This window comes from Vibrio qingdaonensis (assembly GCF_026191675.1).
Classification (GTDB): Bacteria; Pseudomonadota; Gammaproteobacteria; order Enterobacterales; family Vibrionaceae; genus Vibrio; species Vibrio qingdaonensis.
On the sequence record NZ_JAKRRY010000006.1, the window covers coordinates 153,511 to 170,804 of the forward strand.

Annotated in this window: 13 protein-coding genes and 1 pseudogene; 9 read left to right on the forward strand and 5 right to left on the reverse strand. The window is 45.6% G+C overall.

Annotated elements, in window-relative coordinates:
- The first annotated feature begins 112 nt into the window (after nucleotides 1-112).
- Both MD535_RS07175 and MD535_RS07180 read left to right on the forward strand, forming a co-directional pair.
- On the forward strand, nucleotides 113-2,353 hold the full coding sequence (locus MD535_RS07175) for a TonB-dependent receptor (protein WP_265674197.1): 2,241 nt from the start codon (nucleotides 113-115) through the stop codon (nucleotides 2,351-2,353).
- 201 nt (nucleotides 2,354-2,554) lie between these two features.
- The gene (locus tag MD535_RS07180; RefSeq protein ID WP_265674198.1) at nucleotides 2,555-3,310 is read left to right on the forward strand and encodes a hypothetical protein; all 756 of its coding nucleotides are present in this window, start codon (nucleotides 2,555-2,557) and stop codon (nucleotides 3,308-3,310) included.
- Between the two features lie 139 nt (nucleotides 3,311-3,449).
- Here the strand turns inward: MD535_RS07180 and add are convergent, their stop codons facing one another.
- Complete coding sequence (add, locus tag MD535_RS07185) at nucleotides 3,450-4,442, reverse strand: adenosine deaminase (RefSeq protein WP_265674199.1); 993 nt, start codon at nucleotides 4,440-4,442, stop codon at nucleotides 3,450-3,452.
- A 338-nt stretch (nucleotides 4,443-4,780) separates the two neighbouring features.
- Between add and MD535_RS07190 the strand changes: the two genes are divergently transcribed.
- Both MD535_RS07190 and MD535_RS07195 read left to right on the forward strand, forming a co-directional pair.
- Complete coding sequence (locus tag MD535_RS07190) at nucleotides 4,781-5,785, forward strand: LacI family DNA-binding transcriptional regulator (protein ID WP_265674200.1); 1,005 nt, start codon at nucleotides 4,781-4,783, stop codon at nucleotides 5,783-5,785.
- A gap of 297 nt (nucleotides 5,786-6,082) precedes the next feature.
- Nucleotides 6,083-6,664: a porin family protein gene (locus MD535_RS07195; protein WP_265674201.1), complete on the forward strand. Its 582-nt coding sequence runs from the start codon at nucleotides 6,083-6,085 to the stop codon at nucleotides 6,662-6,664.
- 78 nt (nucleotides 6,665-6,742) lie between these two features.
- Here MD535_RS07195 and MD535_RS07200 read toward each other — a convergent pair whose 3' ends face one another.
- From MD535_RS07200 to MD535_RS07210, 3 genes are all read right to left on the reverse strand, one after another.
- Nucleotides 6,743-7,261, reverse strand: coding sequence for a DUF2058 domain-containing protein (locus MD535_RS07200; RefSeq protein ID WP_265674202.1), 519 nt, complete (start codon nucleotides 7,259-7,261; stop codon nucleotides 6,743-6,745).
- A gap of 293 nt (nucleotides 7,262-7,554) precedes the next feature.
- On the reverse strand, nucleotides 7,555-9,351 hold the full coding sequence (edd, locus tag MD535_RS07205; RefSeq protein WP_265674203.1) for a phosphogluconate dehydratase: 1,797 nt from the start codon (nucleotides 9,349-9,351) through the stop codon (nucleotides 7,555-7,557).
- Entirely contained in the window at nucleotides 9,344-9,856 is a 513-nt protein-coding gene (locus MD535_RS07210) for a gluconokinase (RefSeq protein ID WP_265674204.1), read from the reverse strand. Before MD535_RS07210 ends, edd begins: the two co-directional genes overlap by 8 nt.
- A 152-nt stretch (nucleotides 9,857-10,008) precedes the next feature.
- On the opposite strand from MD535_RS07210, the gene MD535_RS07215 reads away from it, so the two are divergent.
- The 4 genes from MD535_RS07215 to ggt all read left to right on the forward strand — a co-directional run bounded on the left by MD535_RS07215 (nucleotide 10,009) and on the right by ggt (nucleotide 14,932).
- Nucleotides 10,009-11,385 carry a GntP family permease gene (locus MD535_RS07215; RefSeq protein WP_265674205.1) on the forward strand — a complete coding sequence of 459 codons (1,377 nt, stop codon included), beginning with the start codon at nucleotides 10,009-10,011 and terminating at the stop codon, nucleotides 11,383-11,385.
- Between the two features lie 8 nt (nucleotides 11,386-11,393).
- Entirely contained in the window at nucleotides 11,394-12,002 is a 609-nt protein-coding gene (locus MD535_RS07220; RefSeq protein WP_265674206.1) for a bifunctional 4-hydroxy-2-oxoglutarate aldolase/2-dehydro-3-deoxy-phosphogluconate aldolase, read from the forward strand.
- 271 nt (nucleotides 12,003-12,273) lie between these two features.
- Nucleotides 12,274-13,050, forward strand: coding sequence for a sulfite exporter TauE/SafE family protein (locus tag MD535_RS07225; protein WP_265674207.1), 777 nt, complete (start codon nucleotides 12,274-12,276; stop codon nucleotides 13,048-13,050).
- Nucleotides 13,051-13,195: 145 nt separating this feature from the next.
- On the forward strand, nucleotides 13,196-14,932 hold the full coding sequence (gene ggt, locus MD535_RS07230; RefSeq protein ID WP_265674208.1) for a gamma-glutamyltransferase: 1,737 nt from the start codon (nucleotides 13,196-13,198) through the stop codon (nucleotides 14,930-14,932).
- A 199-nt stretch (nucleotides 14,933-15,131) separates the two neighbouring features.
- Here ggt and MD535_RS07235 read toward each other — a convergent pair whose 3' ends face one another.
- Nucleotides 15,132-16,508, reverse strand: a complete 1,377-nt coding sequence (locus MD535_RS07235) for an aldehyde dehydrogenase (RefSeq protein ID WP_265674209.1) — start codon at nucleotides 16,506-16,508, stop codon at nucleotides 15,132-15,134.
- Between the two features lie 519 nt (nucleotides 16,509-17,027).
- On the opposite strand from MD535_RS07235, the pseudogene MD535_RS07240 reads away from it, so the two are divergent.
- Nucleotides 17,028-17,294, forward strand: a pseudogene (locus MD535_RS07240) (diaminopimelate decarboxylase family protein); the annotation flags it as partial.

A 17,294-nucleotide genomic window follows, 5' to 3' on the forward strand; every position in this document is an offset into this window, starting at 1 on the left:
GATTGTCCTCCCGGTGGTGCTCGACTGCACGCGACTTTAATTCGATAGAGTAATACGAATCACTCTAATAATAAAAACCAACAATTTATCCAAGCAGTATAAGGACACTATTTTGAAATCGTCTCACTCCGTTAAGACAAGTCTATTTACCTTGTCTCTTTTAGCTTTATCAATAAACAGTGCGTACGCTGAAAATGCACCTCTGAATCCAGATCAAGCTCAAAATCACGCGTCTCACAAAACAGCGGAAGACACGGCGCAGGCAGCGCCGAGCCAAGTTGAGAGTGAATCGAAAGCAGCGGAAACCATGGTGGTCACAGCGACGCGTTACAGCCAGGATACCGATAAAATCCCAGGGTCTATTCACGTCATCTCTAGTGAAGAGCTGAAGCAACAGACAGCGGTAAGTGATGACTTAACCAGTGTCATTGCAAATCTTGTTCCGGGCATGACGCCTAGCCGCCAGAAGCTTTCAAATCAAGGTGAGAATTTACGTGGTCGAACCGCACTAATAATGGTTGATGGCGTACCACAAAATAACCCACTACGTAACGGTAACCGCTACGGTTACACGGTTGACCCTTCGATGGTTGAACGTGTCGAAGTTGTGCAGGGCGCGAGCGCCGTCCAGGGCAATGGTGCAACAGGCGGTATCATCAACTACGTCACTAAAAGTGCGAAACCGGGCGATCACTGGAAACAAACGATTGGTACGCGAGTCACGTCTAACCTAAAAGACGATGGCACGGGCGGTAAGGTCTACTATAACCTGAAACAGTACGATGAAGACTACGATCTATTCATTGGCGGCTCTTGGGAGCAACAAGGGCTTTACTATGACGGTAACGGCAACCCTATCGGCATGAATGCCATTCAAGGTGAAACTCAAGACTCAAATGCGACGAACTTTTTAGCTAAGGGTGGCTATAACTTTGATGGTGGCGATCAACGAGTCAGCTTTAGTGCTAGCCGTTTTCAGCTGAAAAGTAACCAAAATTACATCCCAGTGAAAGGTGACCATGTAAACGGCACGCCGGGTACGGTTGTCCGTGGCACACCAGATGGCGTTCCAACCTCTAACTATGCTGAGCTCTATAACTTCGGTTATGATCACTACAACTTCGCCGGTGGTGAATTGAAATTCCAAGCGTTTTACCAAGAGTTCGAAGCGGTTTATGGCCAAGCATCATGGTGGCCTACTGCTGACAAAAAAATGGATCAAGGCGCGATCGTCTCGTCTAAGAAAGGGTTTAAGCTCAGCTATGTAAGAACCGACATCCTAGGCTGGGACGACAGCTGGGTAGTTGGCTTAGATGGCATGGAAGACGCCACGAAACAAAAACTCATGCAATCAGGTAAAGATGTCACACCGGATATGATGTATCAAAGCCTCGCGCCTTTTGTTCAAGGTGATTTTCTTGTCTCAGACTCCCTACGTTTGTCCGGTGGCGTTCGTCTAGAAAACACCAAAGTTAAAGTCGCGGACGGGCAAACCCTGTGGGGATACGGCAATGCGGGTCATCGCCAAGTTGATATCATCGGTGGTGAGCAAAACTTTAGCCAAGCGGTGTTTAATGCTGGCGCGGTTTACGACTTAACCCCATCAGTCAGCTCGTTTGTTGGCTTTAGCCAAGGCTTCGGGTTACCTGATATCGGCCGAGTGTTACGCGGTAACTGGATAGGCGGCCCATCAACTGCACCTGTTGGCGGAGCACCGATCGACTTCAATACTATGCCAGCGGTGAAACCCGTTGTAACTGACAACTATGAAATAGGCTTGAGCTACAGCGATGACAAACTGCATGTGAGCGGCAGTACTTATATGTCTATCGCCAAAGATGGTGCGAACTTGTCATTAAACAGTGGTGGTACCTATGATGTCACACGCCAACGTACCGATATCAAAGGTTATGAACTCACGGCGACCTACAATGTATTACCGACCACATCTATCCAATCGTTGTACTCTCACGTACAAGGACAAGTAGATAGCACAGGAAATGGTAGCGTTGATAGCGATATGGATCTTAAAAACTTATCCCCTGACCGCCTGCTTGTTGCGGTTAACCATAGCTTTTCAGACCGCTTGAATGGGCGTGTCCAGTACAACCATATGTTTTCTCGCTCAAAAGAAGCCAACGGTGCTGGCGCGGCGCAACACTTCGAAGGCTATGGACTGATGGACATATCAATGTTTTATGACATGAACGGCTATGGTCGCGTAAGCTTTGCCGTTGAAAACTTACTCAACGAGCAGTACATCAACTACTTCAGCCAGATCCGCAATCACTCAAGTTACTACTTCTCTGGCCGAGGACAAACCTTTAGCCTAGGGTACGAACTCGACTTTTAAGCGATTACATCACGGCCAGCAGCTACCCCCCTCGTTGCTGGCCGATCCCCCTATCGCACAAGGGGATTCCTGCCCCAATGCATTTAAAAACCATATAGATAACCCAAACATTAGTACAAATTACCACCGCAATCACTTGCAACCCATTCGTTATTTAAATAGAATTCCATTCCCTTAATTCCTGATACGAGTGTTTGTTCCATGAACCTTAAATCTAAATTTGCCGCGTTATCACTAGCAACTATCGTGTTAACTGGTTGCGCGACACCCGGTGAAACCGATCCCAATGAAATGACAAAACAAGGCGCTATTGGCGGAGCGTTACTTGGACTTGCGATTGGCGCTATCACAGGGGATGCTGACGTCGCAGCAAAAGCTGCTCTAGTTGGTGGTGTGGCTGGTGGCGTGTCTGGTGCCTCGGAAGATCTCGCCAATAATAGAGAAAATATTCGCGCAGAAAAAAGAGATGCCGCTCTTGCTGCAATTGGCAATCAAAACAGCGAATCTACGCCAAAAGTTTGGAAAGAACTCGATAACTTCACTGGAAAATGGCGGGTAACGGTTCAAACTCATGTTGTTGAGCCGGGTTCAACAACAACATCGGCGAGCGGTTCATTGAAGAAGACATCTGAAGCAGAAATCGTACTCTCAGGCACTGATGAATTAGCGATTAACGCTAACTTTAGTTTTACTCCCGAAACTGGCTATAAGATGCAAATCAACAACGAGAAATCAAATACATCCGTTGAGTTTGCTGGTGAGTTTCAAGCTTCAAAAAACCGCTATAGTTTCTACCCAGAAAATTTAGATGCCGTTATTTATGAAGGTGTTAATGCAAGCGATGTCCACATGGAATTAGGGTTCGTTGGTAAGAATATCTGGATTATCGATACGTTCGTGGTCGTCAAAGGCGAAGAGCTAAAAGTACAAACCTTTAAGTTCAACCGTCAAAGTTAATAACATGCCTACCAGTGTGGTAAATCATTAACCTATACCCATATTAAAGCCCTGAAAGCAGACACTTTCAGGGCTTTTTCTCGCTAATAGCTTAGTTCAACCAGTGATCTAACCTAAAGCCACCAAACCCGGAACGCGTTTAGATTTGCGACATTAGCCATTGCTTAGTCTCAGCGTCGGTAAATGCGCCTTCAACACTATTACGATAGATGTGAGCATAGTCATCAGCCGATAGGTTGAACTGCTCAATGACCTTTTGTACTTCTTTTGTCATGGTGGTATTCGATACTGTGCGATTATCGGTATTGATCGTCACTGGAATGCCTTGCTTACGGAAAGACTCAATCGGGTGAACGTCTAAGCTCTCTACCGCTTTCGTTTGTACATTACTGCTTGGGCAGGTTTCAAGAGCAACTTGTTTCTCGTGTACCAAGTCAAACGCTTGTTGATGTGTGGCAATGTGAATACCGTGTCCAACACGCTCAGCACCTAGCATGGTGATCGCATCAAACACGTTCTGACCTTCACCCTGCTCACCGGCATGAATCGTGACATTCAAGCCTTTTTCCTTTGCGTATTGAGCAAAAGGAATAAACTTCTCGCAAAAACCCAGCTCCTCACCACCCGCTAAGTCAAACGCAGCAACACCCTTGCCTACATATTGAGCACCAACATCAATGACGTCTTTAATTTCATCGGTCGGCATATGACGCAACAGCGACAAAATAATATTGCCTTTAATGCCATGTTCCTTCTCAGCACGTTTCATACCGGCGACAACACTGCCAATAATGCCGTCGATAGACAAACCTTGCTCACGGTGCAACAGTGGACCAAAGCGCACTTCCATATACTTGACGTTTTCTAACGCCGCATCTTCATACACTTCAAAAGCGATTCGCTCTAGCGCATCTTGTTGCTGCATCACAGAAAGGGGAAGATCAAAACGTTTCAAATATTCAAGCAAGTCGGTACAGCTTTCAGGCGCCACCATCATTTCACGAACAACGTCTACATCTGTGCTCGCAAGCGCTACGCCTTGTTGCGCAGCCAATTCAATGATGGTTTCAGGTCGCACGCTGCCATCTAAATGACAATGTAGATCAATTTTGGGTAATGCATGGTAGTTCATTATCGCTCTCACTCTATTTTTATTATTGAAGTCTTTAAGGTGTGGACTTCTGCTAACGAAGGGGGTTCATAAACCGAGCTACGCTTGAATCTCCATTCTCAAAACTTGCTTAGCTATAGACCATAAACCTACAGGATTAGAAATTCGCTTTCAAACCTCAAATTTGACGCAAACGTATGCGTGAAAAATAAAAATTTCCTCATCACTGTTGGTTTATAAATAATCAATTAATAATAGAACAGTTTACTCAGCTAATAGCATGCATTCATAAGTCATTGGCATACTAAGGGATTCGGTGATAATGTTACATGTAACATTACATTGGTTAGTAAAAGATAATGACAACTGAACGAAAAGGGCGCCCTACTCTACAAGATATTGCCGATCAAGTGGGCGTAACAAAAATGACCGTCTCTCGCTTTATGCGCAATCCAGATTCTGTCGCTCAAAAAACGCGTGATAAAATTGCGGCTGTCATAGAACAGGTGGGTTACATTGAAAACCGCGCGCCAGCTATGCTCTCTAAGTCTTCCAGCAAAGCCATTGGTATTCTTCTTCCCTCTTTATCAAACCAAATCTTTGCCTCTTTTGTGCAAGGTATTGAAGCGGTCACCAAGGCCAATGGTTATGAAACCCTTATAGCCCATTTTGGCTATGATGAAATAGAGGAAGAACATAAAATCGCTTCACTACTGTCTTATCAAGTTGATGCTTTAATCCTTACCGAGAGTCATCATACTCAGCGCACATTGCAAATGATTAAAACCGCGGATATACCGGTTGTTGAAACCATGGAGCTACCCGCAACACCTATTGATATGGCGGTAGGGTTAGACCACGTGGAAGCCTCCTATCAAGCGGTTCGACAGATGATACAAAAAGGGCGGACGTCGATTGCCTATTTTGGTGCTCGTTTGGATACCCGTACTCAACTGCGTATGCAAGGCTACGACAAAGCCATGAATGAAGCGGGTCTGGAAATTAAGCATATCCTCACTGAATCGCACTCTAGTTTTTCTCTGGCTTCCGAGCTCCTAGATATGGCGTTGAGACAGCACCCTGATATAGATGGCGTATTTTGTACCAATGATGATATTGCTATTGGTACCATTTTAACCGCTCAGCAACGCGGTATTGCGGTACCGCAGCAACTTGCCGTCGTGGGTTATAACGCCTTGGATATTGGCCAAACTATTCATCCTAAACTCGTAAGCGTCGATACGCCTCGTTATGACATTGGCGAAAAAAGTGCTGAGTTATTGATTGCAACTTTGAAAGGCAATGCACCAACGCAGCGTAGCTTTGATTTGGGCTATCGAATAACAGAAGGTGAGAGTCTGTAACGGTTAGTACTTGCTCTCTTCTCTCACACCTTGTTCTTTCATTTAACCATGACTCTTTAGCTCCCCTTCCCCCAAAACGCGATCAGTGACAGATCGCTTTATCTCTCATCAGAGAGGTCGAATGTACGCCATGACATATCTCTGACAATTCGCGACATTTCCTACATTGTCAGACATTTCTCTCATGGATGTTTTAGTCGCAAACTATTACATTGCACGTCGAATTATTAAGTCCCTTATAAATACCACTTATAAATACCACTTATAAATACCACTTATAAAAATATAGGTTTCAGAATGAAAAAAGCAATCGCTCTAGCACTATGTACCGTTTTTGCCTCAAGCGCTTACGCAGCTGCAACAGATCCAGGTTTCTACATCGGTGGTGGTTTCGGTCTAACTGAAAGCAAGTTGAACAACCTAGATGACTCTAGCTTCCCAACATTTGACGGCGAGCGCGCACTAAAAGTTTACGGTGGCTACCAGTTCAACCGCATCGTTGCTGTTGAAGCAGGTTACACTAACTACGGTAAATTCACACACCCTGCTGTACCTGCTTTTTCCGCTACGCCTACTGCGCTATCTGTCGCTGCAAATCTTGGTTACACGTTTGACAATGGTATTCGCCCATTTGCTACTGTAGGTTTATCCCATGTAAACACGAAAACCAGATTAGGTCCCTTGTCAGATGAACAATCTACTCTAGGCATTCGTTACGGCGTTGGAGTCGAGTACGCTCCCAAAATGATTGATGGATTGGCTATGCGTCTTGCTTATGACATGGATGCATTCAGCTATGAAGATCCATCACATATGACAACAGAAAAAGCAACGTTTGCTGTTGGTGGCCTTTACCTAGGTGCTTCGTACAAATTCTAAAGACAGCCGTACTTTAGAGTAAACATAAAAAAGACCGCTGAATATCAGCGGTCTTTTTGTTTATCTTGAAAAGATCCTTTACCACATCAAATCGTCTGGAACGACAAAGTCTGCATATGGATCATCTTCTGCCGCGACTTCTTCTTTCACATCATTCTCGATGACGGTTTCAGTATCGCGCTCCGCAATTTTCTTCGCAACAATCGTTGGTATCACGACATACGTCTCTTCATAGCGGGCAATCGACAAGATCCCTTTTGCTAATTGATTACGCGTTTCTTGCTCGACATACAACGACTTAACCAAATTTTCATCGGTAAAGTTGTACTTAATATCGCCGTTCTTATTGTCGATTTTATTCATATTCAACAATTGCTTAACTTGAGCACGCATCTCTTTACTCAGAACCAGTGCGTCACGCTCTTTGTTTAACTGTTTATCACGCTCGAGTTGCGCCGCTTTATTTTCTTCTACCGCAGCTTTGGCTTCACGAGCTTGTACTCGAGATTTTTTCGAGCCTTTCTTGGCTTTTTTCAGTTTCTTTTCGTTGACTAAACCAGCTTTTAGCATCTGCTCTTGGAGACTTAGTTTGGACATAAAATAACAGGCCTATAAAAATGTGTTCATCTGCTGTGATGATCCCAAGAAATGACGCATTGAGCAAGCCTGAATAGCAACTTTCCTACGATGTACAAATCAAAGCGACTGAAAACGATCACGTAAAGGCTATTGCGCAGGATGGTTACGCAAGATCATCACGCATGCCCCCCAATATAAACAAAAGAGCCTGCCAAGATAAACTTAAGCAGGCTCTTCAAATGGGTCAGACAAACAGCGGGCTCATTTGACTCTGTGATAGTTGAATATATAGACGGTTAATCAAACGCTTTCTATACGATAAAGCTCGCGCCTTCTTGCGCACTCGATACGGTATTGCGCATCACTGAGAATAGGTTGCGTCCCCACTCTTGTTGTTGGGATTCTGTATCGATCACTGCCGGCGTTCGTCCTGTCATGTCGGTCAGGTTTTCTAAGGTTCCTGTGTGACAATCTAAGCGAATAATGTCACCTTCTTGTACTAGTCCGATTACGCCACCACGCACCGCTTCTGGTGACATATGAATGGCCGATGGAATCTTACCTGAGGCGCCCGAGAGACGGCCATCAGTCACCAGTGCCACTTGGTGTCCTGCTTTTTGAATATTACCTAGAATCGGCATCAACTTATGCAGTTCAGGCATACCGTTGGCGGCTGGGCCATTATGCGTCACCACAATCATGCAATCTTGGTTAAGCTCGCCATCATGGTACGCTTTTTCAACATCATGCTGAGATCGAAACACTTTAGCAGGCGCTTCAATCACCCGATAATCTTCCGATACCGCAGAGACCTTAATGACAGACGTACCCAAGTTCCCATTGAGTACCTTCGTCCCACCACTTTGACTAAACTGTTCATCAAATCGTGAAATCACGCCGCCATCCGTCGATTCCTCAACGGGTGTCCAAACCAACTCTTCACCTTGTAAACTCGGTAGTGACATTTGGTCTGCAAATGACCCAAACACAGGTTGAACATCTCGGTGCAGTAAGGATTCCGAATCTAGACGTTTCAGTAACGCAGGCACCCCACCCGCGTCATGGAAGGCATTCACATCAGCAGGACCATTGGGATACACCTTCACTAGCAATGGCACGACATCCGACAGATCACTCATATCCTGCCACGTTAGAATAATACCTGCCGCTTTTGCCACCGCGACCATATGAATGGTGTGATTCGTTGAACCGCCAGACGCAAGCAGTGCGATAACACCATTAACGATATTCTTTTCATCCACCACTTTGTATAACGGTCGATAATTTGGTGTTGCCTTCGCCATTGAGGCGATTGATACTGCCGCAGACTTCGTCAGTGCATGTCGCAGCGCGGTATCAGGTTGAACAAACGCAGAGCCTGGTAACATCAATCCCATGGATTCAAAAACAAGCTGATTGGTATTGGCAGTACCATAAAAGGTGCAGGTTCCCGGTGAATGATAGGCGCTGCATTCCATCTTTAATAACGCATCGTCACCCACTTCACCCGAAACATATTTCTGGCGAACATCGACTTTTTCTTCGTTACTTATGCCCGTTTTCATTGGTCCTGCAGGCACAAAAGCCGTGGGTAAGTGACCGTAAGTCAATGCCCCCATCAATTGCCCTGGGGCAATTTTGTCACAGATACTTAACAGTAATGTTGAATCAAATACATTGTGACTCAGCGAAATCGCCGTGGCTTGTGCAATCACATCACGCGAGAAAAGTGACATGTCCATGCCCGGTTGACCTTGAGTTACGCCATCACACATTGCTGGTACAACACCCGCAACTTGCGCCGTATGCCCGTATTCAGCCAACGCCACTTTAATTTCTTGTGGGTAGCCTAAGTAAGGCTGATGGGCGCTCAACATATCATTGTACGACGACACTAAGCCGACGTTAGAGCGAGTAAAATTAAGTATTTGGTCCTTTTCACTCTGACAAGAGGCGGCAACCGCATGAGCCAAGTTACCGCACGACAACTGAGTTCGGCCTTTGCCTAGCGACTCCTGACGCTTCATCGCTTCAAGATATTGCCCACGGAGTACTTTACTACGCTCAATAATGCGAGCCGTTACTTCTCTTACTACTTGATTAGTCACGCGCAACCTCCAAAGCAACCGCCGCTCGTTCAACAACCTCTTCCATCGTGCAATCAATATCCACAATAACGGTCTGAGGCTCCGCATCAGGGCGCTCTAAAGCATCAAACTGGCTTCTCACCATGTTTTCTTTCATAAAGTGACCAGAGCGATTACGCATACGTTCAAGAATAAGGTCATAGCTGCCATCAAGGAATAAGAAGGTAACATGTTCATTCCCTTCCCGAATTTGATCGCGGTAGTGTTGTTTCAATGCGGAGCAAACAATAATGCCATGCTCATTTTTACTCTCTAGGCTATAAGCCGCATCACGAATGCGCTCTAACCACGGGGCACGGTCATCATCATTGAGTGGTTCACCCGATGCCATTTTTTGAATGTTTGCTCGTGGGTGTAAATCATCACCATCAATAAATTTTCGACCTAGCTTCTGCGCTAGCATTGCTCCAATGGTGCTTTTCCCTGATGCACATACGCCCATCACTATTACACTACTACCCGCCATAATCTCTTCTCCTATCCAAGTTTGCGCTGGATCCCAATTTTTGAATTAACTCGTAAATATGGGTTTATCTTATTCGTGTTATCGGTAACATGTTACCCGTAACTTAAATAAATGTGAACTATAACACAATTAATATTCCTAAAGGTGAACACATGGAACAACTAGCCCAAGGTACAGATCCTACCTACCTATTGACCGTGGCGGTGCTTGCAGTCGCGGCATTGTTACTGCTTATTATTAAACTCAAAATTCATGCATTTGCGTCCCTAACATTAGTGAGTTTAGGCACTGCGATCGCGACCGGTGTTTCTTCTGACCAAGTCGTACCAACCATGATGGGTGGCTTTGGTGGCACACTAGCTTCCGTTGCTTTATTAGTTGGCTTAGGCGCCATGATTGGTAAGATTTTAGAAGTGACGGGGGGCGCAAAAGTCCTCGCCGATACGCTTATTGGTCGATTTGGAGAAGAGAAAGCCCCCTTTGCTTTAGGTGTCGCTTCTTTGCTATTTGGTTTCCCTATCTTCTTTGATGCGGGTCTGGTCGTGATGATGCCAATCATCTTTAGTGTTGCGAAACGCTTTGGTGGTTCACCAATCAAATACGCCCTACCTTCTGCTGGCGCGTTTGCCGTAATGCATGCCTTTGTCCCGCCACACCCAGGGCCAGTTGCTGCGGCCGATCTTCTTGGCGCTAACATCGGTCTATTATTATTTGTTGGTATCTTAGTTGCGATTCCTACTTGGTACTTTGGTGCGTACTTATTTGGCTTATACGCGGGTAAAAAATTCGATATCCCACTGTCTAAAGCCTTCTTTAACTCTGACGCGATCATCGACGAGTCTAAACTTCCAAACTTCGCAACAGTACTCATGATTCTTGTACTCCCTGTATTCCTTATCTTTATGGATACGGGTCTAAACACGCTTGCGGTTGCTGGCGTGATTGACGGTACATCACCACTCGTTGAATTCTTAAGAATGCTGGGTAAAACACCCGTTGCATTGTTAATTACATTGCTGGTTTGTTTGGCTGTTTTTGCCAAAGACTACGGCATGAAGAAACTGGAAAACCTATGTGGTGACTCTTTAGCCCCTATCTGTGCTGTTATCCTGGTAACAGGTGCTGGCGGTATGTTTGGTGGTGTATTACGTGCCAGCGGTATCGGCGATGCTTTAGCAGACGTGATGGCTGACACTGGTATGCCTGTTATTGTTGCGGCTTTTGTTATCTCTACCTGTCTTCGTGTTGCCCAAGGCTCTGCAACGGTCGCGTTAACAACAACGGCTGCCCTTGTTGCACCAATGGTTGCTGCAACCACTGGCCTAAGTGAATTAGATCTATGTTTCATCGTGATCGCTATTGCAGGCGGTGCAACCGTACTTTCTCACTTCAATGACTCTGGCTTCTGGTTAGTATCTCGCCTACTTGAAATGGATGAGAAAACGACACTTAAGACATGGACAGTGATGGAAACATTACTTGGTACGATTGCGTTTGCTATCGTCGCGACACTCAGCTTTATCCTTTAAGGTTTACTATGAAAACGCTAGAACAACAGCTAAAAGACATTCGAATCGTTCCTGTTATCGCCATCGAGGATGCGCAGCACGCGGTTCCGCTCGCCAAAGTATTGGTCGAAAATGGCCTACCTTGCGCGGAAGTGACATTTCGAACGGAAGCGGCTGCCGAGTCAATCCGCTTAATGCGTGAAGCCTATCCTGAGCTCCTTATTGGTGCAGGCACGGTGTTGAATGCACAACAGGTTGATATTGCCAAAGAAGCGGGTGCAGATTTTATCGTTAGCCCGGGGTTGAACCCAACAACGGTAAAATATTGCCAACAAGTTGGTATTGCCATTGTTCCTGGCGTCAATAATCCCAGCTTGGTTGAACAAGCCATGGAGCTGGGGCTAAAAACCGTTAAGTTCTTTCCAGCAGAACCGTCAGGTGGTGTGCCAATGCTAAAAGCGCTGTCTGCGGTTTACCCGGTTGAATTTATGCCAACGGGGGGCGTTAGCCCAAGTAATGTGGAAGACTACCTAGCTCTTCCCTCCGTCCTGGCGTGTGGTGGAACATGGATGGTACCCACTCATCTAATTAACGAAGGAAAATGGGATGAGCTAGCGGCGTTAGTCAAAGCGATTTAATCGCTTAGTCTGTCACCGAAACGCATAATTATTTACAGGGTCTGTTTTGCCCATCGTTGTAAATGAATCCCACACTTAAAGGAGCTTCGGCTCCTTTTCTCTTTTGTTAACAACCTCGATTTAACTCACCAGAGAGCCACCACACCAACAAGATAGGGTTCAAAGGCTCCGGCTGCTACCTCTCAATCAAGATAAAGCCCCATTGCTCAGCCCTATAATTTCCTTTATTGTTAATAAGTTGTTTCTTCTCACTCATTTAGGTGCCCTGATTATGTCACTGGATATACTGCAGCTTCTGTTACTCTTTATCGCAGGTATTTTTGGCGGGGTACTTAATTCAATTGCGGGTGGTGGCAGTTTTATTACCTTCCCGGCGTTAATTTTTGTCGGCGTTCCGCCGATTATTGCCAATGCCACCAATACCTTTGCATCGTGTGCGGGCTACTTAAGTGGGACCTTCGCTTTTCGCCGTGAAATACTGAAAGATCGGGCTAACCTACTTAAGATCATCCTACTCAGTATAATGGGGGGATTCAGTGGTAGCTTACTTTTGATTTACACCAGTGAGCAACAATTCTTATACGCGGTACCTTGGTTATTGCTTGCTGCGACATTACTTTTTATTTTTGGCGAGAAAGCTAACCAAGCACTGCAGCGAATATCCAAAGGTAGCAACCATACTGGTTTCATTGCGCTTTTTTTATCGCTGTTTCTATTCTGTGTCGGCGTATTTGGCGGTTTTTTTAACGCGGGATTAGGTGTCATTGGGCTCAGTTATTTAGCCATTGCTGGGTACCGAGATATCAACTTAATGAACGGCCTTAAGCTGCTTATCTCGACTTGTGCATCGGCAATGGCCATTATCATTTTCATCTTTTCTGACTTACTTGATTGGTATTCTGGTATTGCTGTGATGCTCGGTACACTGACCGGTGGGTATTTTGCTGCGCATTTCTCGCAACGAGTACCTCAAATTATCGTACGACGCTTTGTTATATTTAGCTCGGTATCTATTACGCTCTATTTCTTTTTTAACACTTACCTATAAACCACGGTTATTTAGCATTGTCATTCACTGTATTTTCACAAAGTTCGGCACATTCTCTGACATTACTTTAACTTCATCGTGACTGGATATGTTACTCATATCCACTAGCCTAATAACTATCCACACGCGTTTATTTGAGGTCTACATGTCTGTACGAAGCCTTCTTCTTTTGTCTATCGTTTCTAGTGCCGTGATAGCAAAACCTGCTCCCTTTCCCACCTTGCCGAATAGTGAAGGTGACAAATTTATGGTGAGCGCCACCAACCCTTATGTCACGAGTACTGGCTATTCTATTTTGAAACAAGGGGGCAATGCGATTGATGCAATGGTCGCCATGCAGCTTGTCATGGGTGTGGTCGAACCGGATATGACCGGCATTGGTGGCGGCACGTTTGCTCTTTACTATGACAATAAAAACAAAAGCTTCACCGCTTACGACGGCCGTGATGCGGCGCCCGCCAGTGCAACGCCGGATATGTTTTTAGACAGCAATGGTCAAGCCATCAGCCGTAATGATATTCTTGGGCCACGTTCTGTCGCGATTCCTGGAACGCTCAAACTGCTTTACCGCACGCACAAGGAACATGGCAAACTCGATTGGCAACAATTGGTACAACCCGCCATCAACTACGCTGAAAATGGCTACGCGATGAACAGCTATACCTATGACATTGTGGTCCGAGAGAAAACGCGACTCATTCATGACCCAGAAATCAAGACGCTGTATTGGGACGATAAAGAAATACGCCCAACCGGCACGAAAATGACCAACCCAAAAATGGCGGCAACACTGAAAAAGATTGCCGCTGAAGGTGACAGTTACATGTACCAAGGTGCACTTGGACAGCATATCGTCGACACCGTCAACGCTCGCCTCAAAGACAACGAGAGCAAGCTCACCCTAAAAGACTTCACCGACTACAAAGTGAAGCAGCGCGATATTGTGAAATCCAGTTACCGTGGGCACGACATCGTCTCCTTTGGTTACCCTGCCTCAGGGGGAGTATTGGTTTCTCAATCTCTGGATATGTTGGAAAAGTCCGACATTGCCAATATGCCCTATACCAATGCCGAACCATGGCGACTGATGGTTGAAGCCATGCGACTTGCAAAAGAAGATCGCATCGCCTACGCCGGGGATCCTAGCTATGTCGATACACCAGTAAAAGAGCTGCTAGCCGAGGGTTACATCGATGACCGCTATGAAATGATCCCAGAAGAAGGCGCAGGGAAATCCAAAGACATCACACCTGGAAAGGTGAGCGATACGGTTCCTGCTAATCATGAAGGATTTGAAAGCCAAGATACCGGGCATATATCGATTGTCGATAGTGAAGGCAATGCCATAGCCATGACCAGTACTGTTGGCACCGGGATGGGTTCGGGTGTGATGGTTGATGGTGTATTACTCAATGCGCAAATGGCCAATTTTTCTTCTATCCCAACGCTTAATGGTAAGCCAGTTCAAAATGCCATTGAAGCAGGTAAACGCCCACGATCAGCCATCACCCCTCTTATGGTGATGGATCCAGACGGCAAACTAAGATTGGTTGTTGGTAGCCCAGGTAGTTCACAGATCCCTGGCTACGTACTGAAAACCATTGTGGGGGTGTTAGATTGGGATCTGTCAGCTCAAGCCGCTATCGACTTACCCAATATTCAATACGGCACCAAGATTGACCGAACCAAACCTTACAACCCAACTGGGCTATTGGTTGAAAAACGCACTTTTGCTGAATCACTTGTGCCTGAATTTACTGAGATGGGATACAAGGTTCACGTTATTCCTGTTGTGAGTGGGCTGAATGCCATTGAGCTAAAAGACGGTAAAATTTACGGCGCGTCAGACCGACGCCGTGCATCGACGTCATTGGGTGAATAGTCATTCTCGCGTCCAAAAAATACTGGTTAGCACTGGCGTGCTAACCTATTTCAGAAGATTCATAGCCTTTGCTTGCTCATAGCGGAATGCCGCCTTCCTTAACTCCTACCGTCCCATAACGTAAAAAAAGCCGAGCTTTCGCTCGGCTTTGGTATGTCATCGCTTGGGAAGAGTCGATGAAATTCTACATTGTTATCGATTAAACGATACGTAGACCGCCTTGAGCGATAGCAAAACGACGGGCACGTGTGTAAGACAGCGCGTTGGTGATACCTTCGCCAGTAGGGCCTGCGATTGTGAACGTTGACGTACCTTCTGCGTTGTAACCAACACCAGATAATGTTGGGCCGTTGTGAGCGAAGATAGTTGTGTTGATTGCGCGACCAAATTTAGTCACATTCTCAATGTTACCTGAGTAGATACAAGAAGAGTGCTTGTTGCCACGCTCTGCCGCGACTGCGCGCTCGATAGCTTCGTCGATATTGGCACAACGAACCACTGGAAGTACTGGCATCATTTGCTCAACGTGCACCAGTGGGTGATCGTTCTCTACCACCATAACTGCAAGGCGAGTTTCAGACTCTATACCGATAGATTTCAAAATATCACTAGCATCTTGGCCAACGTGCTCTTTAACTGGGTGCCATACGCGTGCAATTTCTTGAGCGGTACAAGGCTTAGCACCATCGATTTCATCCATCGTTAGAATTTCAGAAGTTAACTTCTCGGCTTCTTCTGCAGAAAGTACATAAGCGCCTGTTGCTTCGAGTTTCGCTAGGAACTCATCAGCCACTGAATCTTCAACGAAAACTTCTTTCTCACCAATACATAGTAGATTGTTGTCAAATGAAGCGCCGCCGTATACACCAGCCGCTGCTAGGTCTAAGTTAGCAGAAGCGTCTACGATGACGGGTGGGTTACCCGCGCCAGCACCGATACCTTTCTTACCAGATTGTAGAATCGCTTTTACTAGACCAGGGCCACCCGTGCCAACGAGCATGTTGATAAGTGGCGATTTAGCAATCTCATTCAATGTTTCTAGCGTAGGCTCTTTTACCATCGTAATGAGGTTAGCAGGGCCGCCCGCTTCAACGATCGTCTTGTTTAGCATGTCGATCATCACCGCTGAAACCACTTTTGAAGATGGGTGAACGTTGAACGTGACCGCATTACCAGACGCAAGCATAGAGATAGCGTTGTTAATGATCGTTTCTGTTGGGTTAGTCACTGGCGTCACTGCGCCAATCACCCCGTATGGTGCACGCTCTTCTAGAGAGATACCGTGATCACCTGACCATACTTTCGTTTCTAGTACTTCTGTACCCGGTGTTTTTAGCGCCGCCAATTGATGCTTCGCCACTTTTTCTTCTACACGGCCTAGCTTTGTTTCTTCACGAACCATTTTTGCAAAGTCTTCTGCACGCGCCAATACTGCTCCACGAATGGCAGTCAGGATGGCTTCGCGGCTTTCTTTTGTCGACGTTGCGTAAAATTCTACTTGAGCTTTGTGAGTTGCTTCAATCGCAGCATCCACTGTCGCGAATACACCTTTAGCGTTATTGATATCAAAAGACATAGTCATTACCTCATAAAGATTCAGTGGCTAGGCACTGTAGTTAATTCGTTTAGCCTTAAACTGGCCAATTGCCTTCAATTGAAGTTAGGAATCCGTTGAGCACTTCAAGAGAGTGGTTGCAATTTAATCGAATAGACTGCGAGAGTAACGTCACCCAGCGTCAATATTATTGAACGAAATGTAACGTATTTGTGATCTAAATCGGGTTGGAAATTTGACATACATAAGAATATAAGATGTTAGCGACAAAAATCACCATAACTCAGAGAGCACTGAGTTACAAAGGTATAACGTATACAAGATACCGTTACAATGTAAGTAAAATACTCAAATACAATGCGCATAAAATACAACTCATAAGCCCAAATGATGGCAGGCCCAACATTTTAGTAACAAGAAAACTCGGAGTGAGTAAGTTATTTTGACGCTGAGTGACATGTTGCTAAAACAGATAATCGCTAGAATTGTCAGCAGTTAAATCAATAATGAATTTGAACTCCAATTCGACAGAGGCAGCATATGAAGCATCAAGATCGTTTAGCAGAATCGGTAAACCACTTAAGCATTGTCCTAGAAGAACAACAGCAGCTTCTTAAAGAACACAAAGCAAATATGAACTACGCTGAACGTCTTGATAATATTCTTACTCCTACTGACGAGCTCACCACTCAAGGCGACGACCTATACATCGGCGGTTGCAAAGCCTCTGATCTTATCGAGCAATACGGTAGCCCGCTTTTCGTGCTAAGCGAAGACACACTGCGTAACAACCTACGTCGTGTTAAG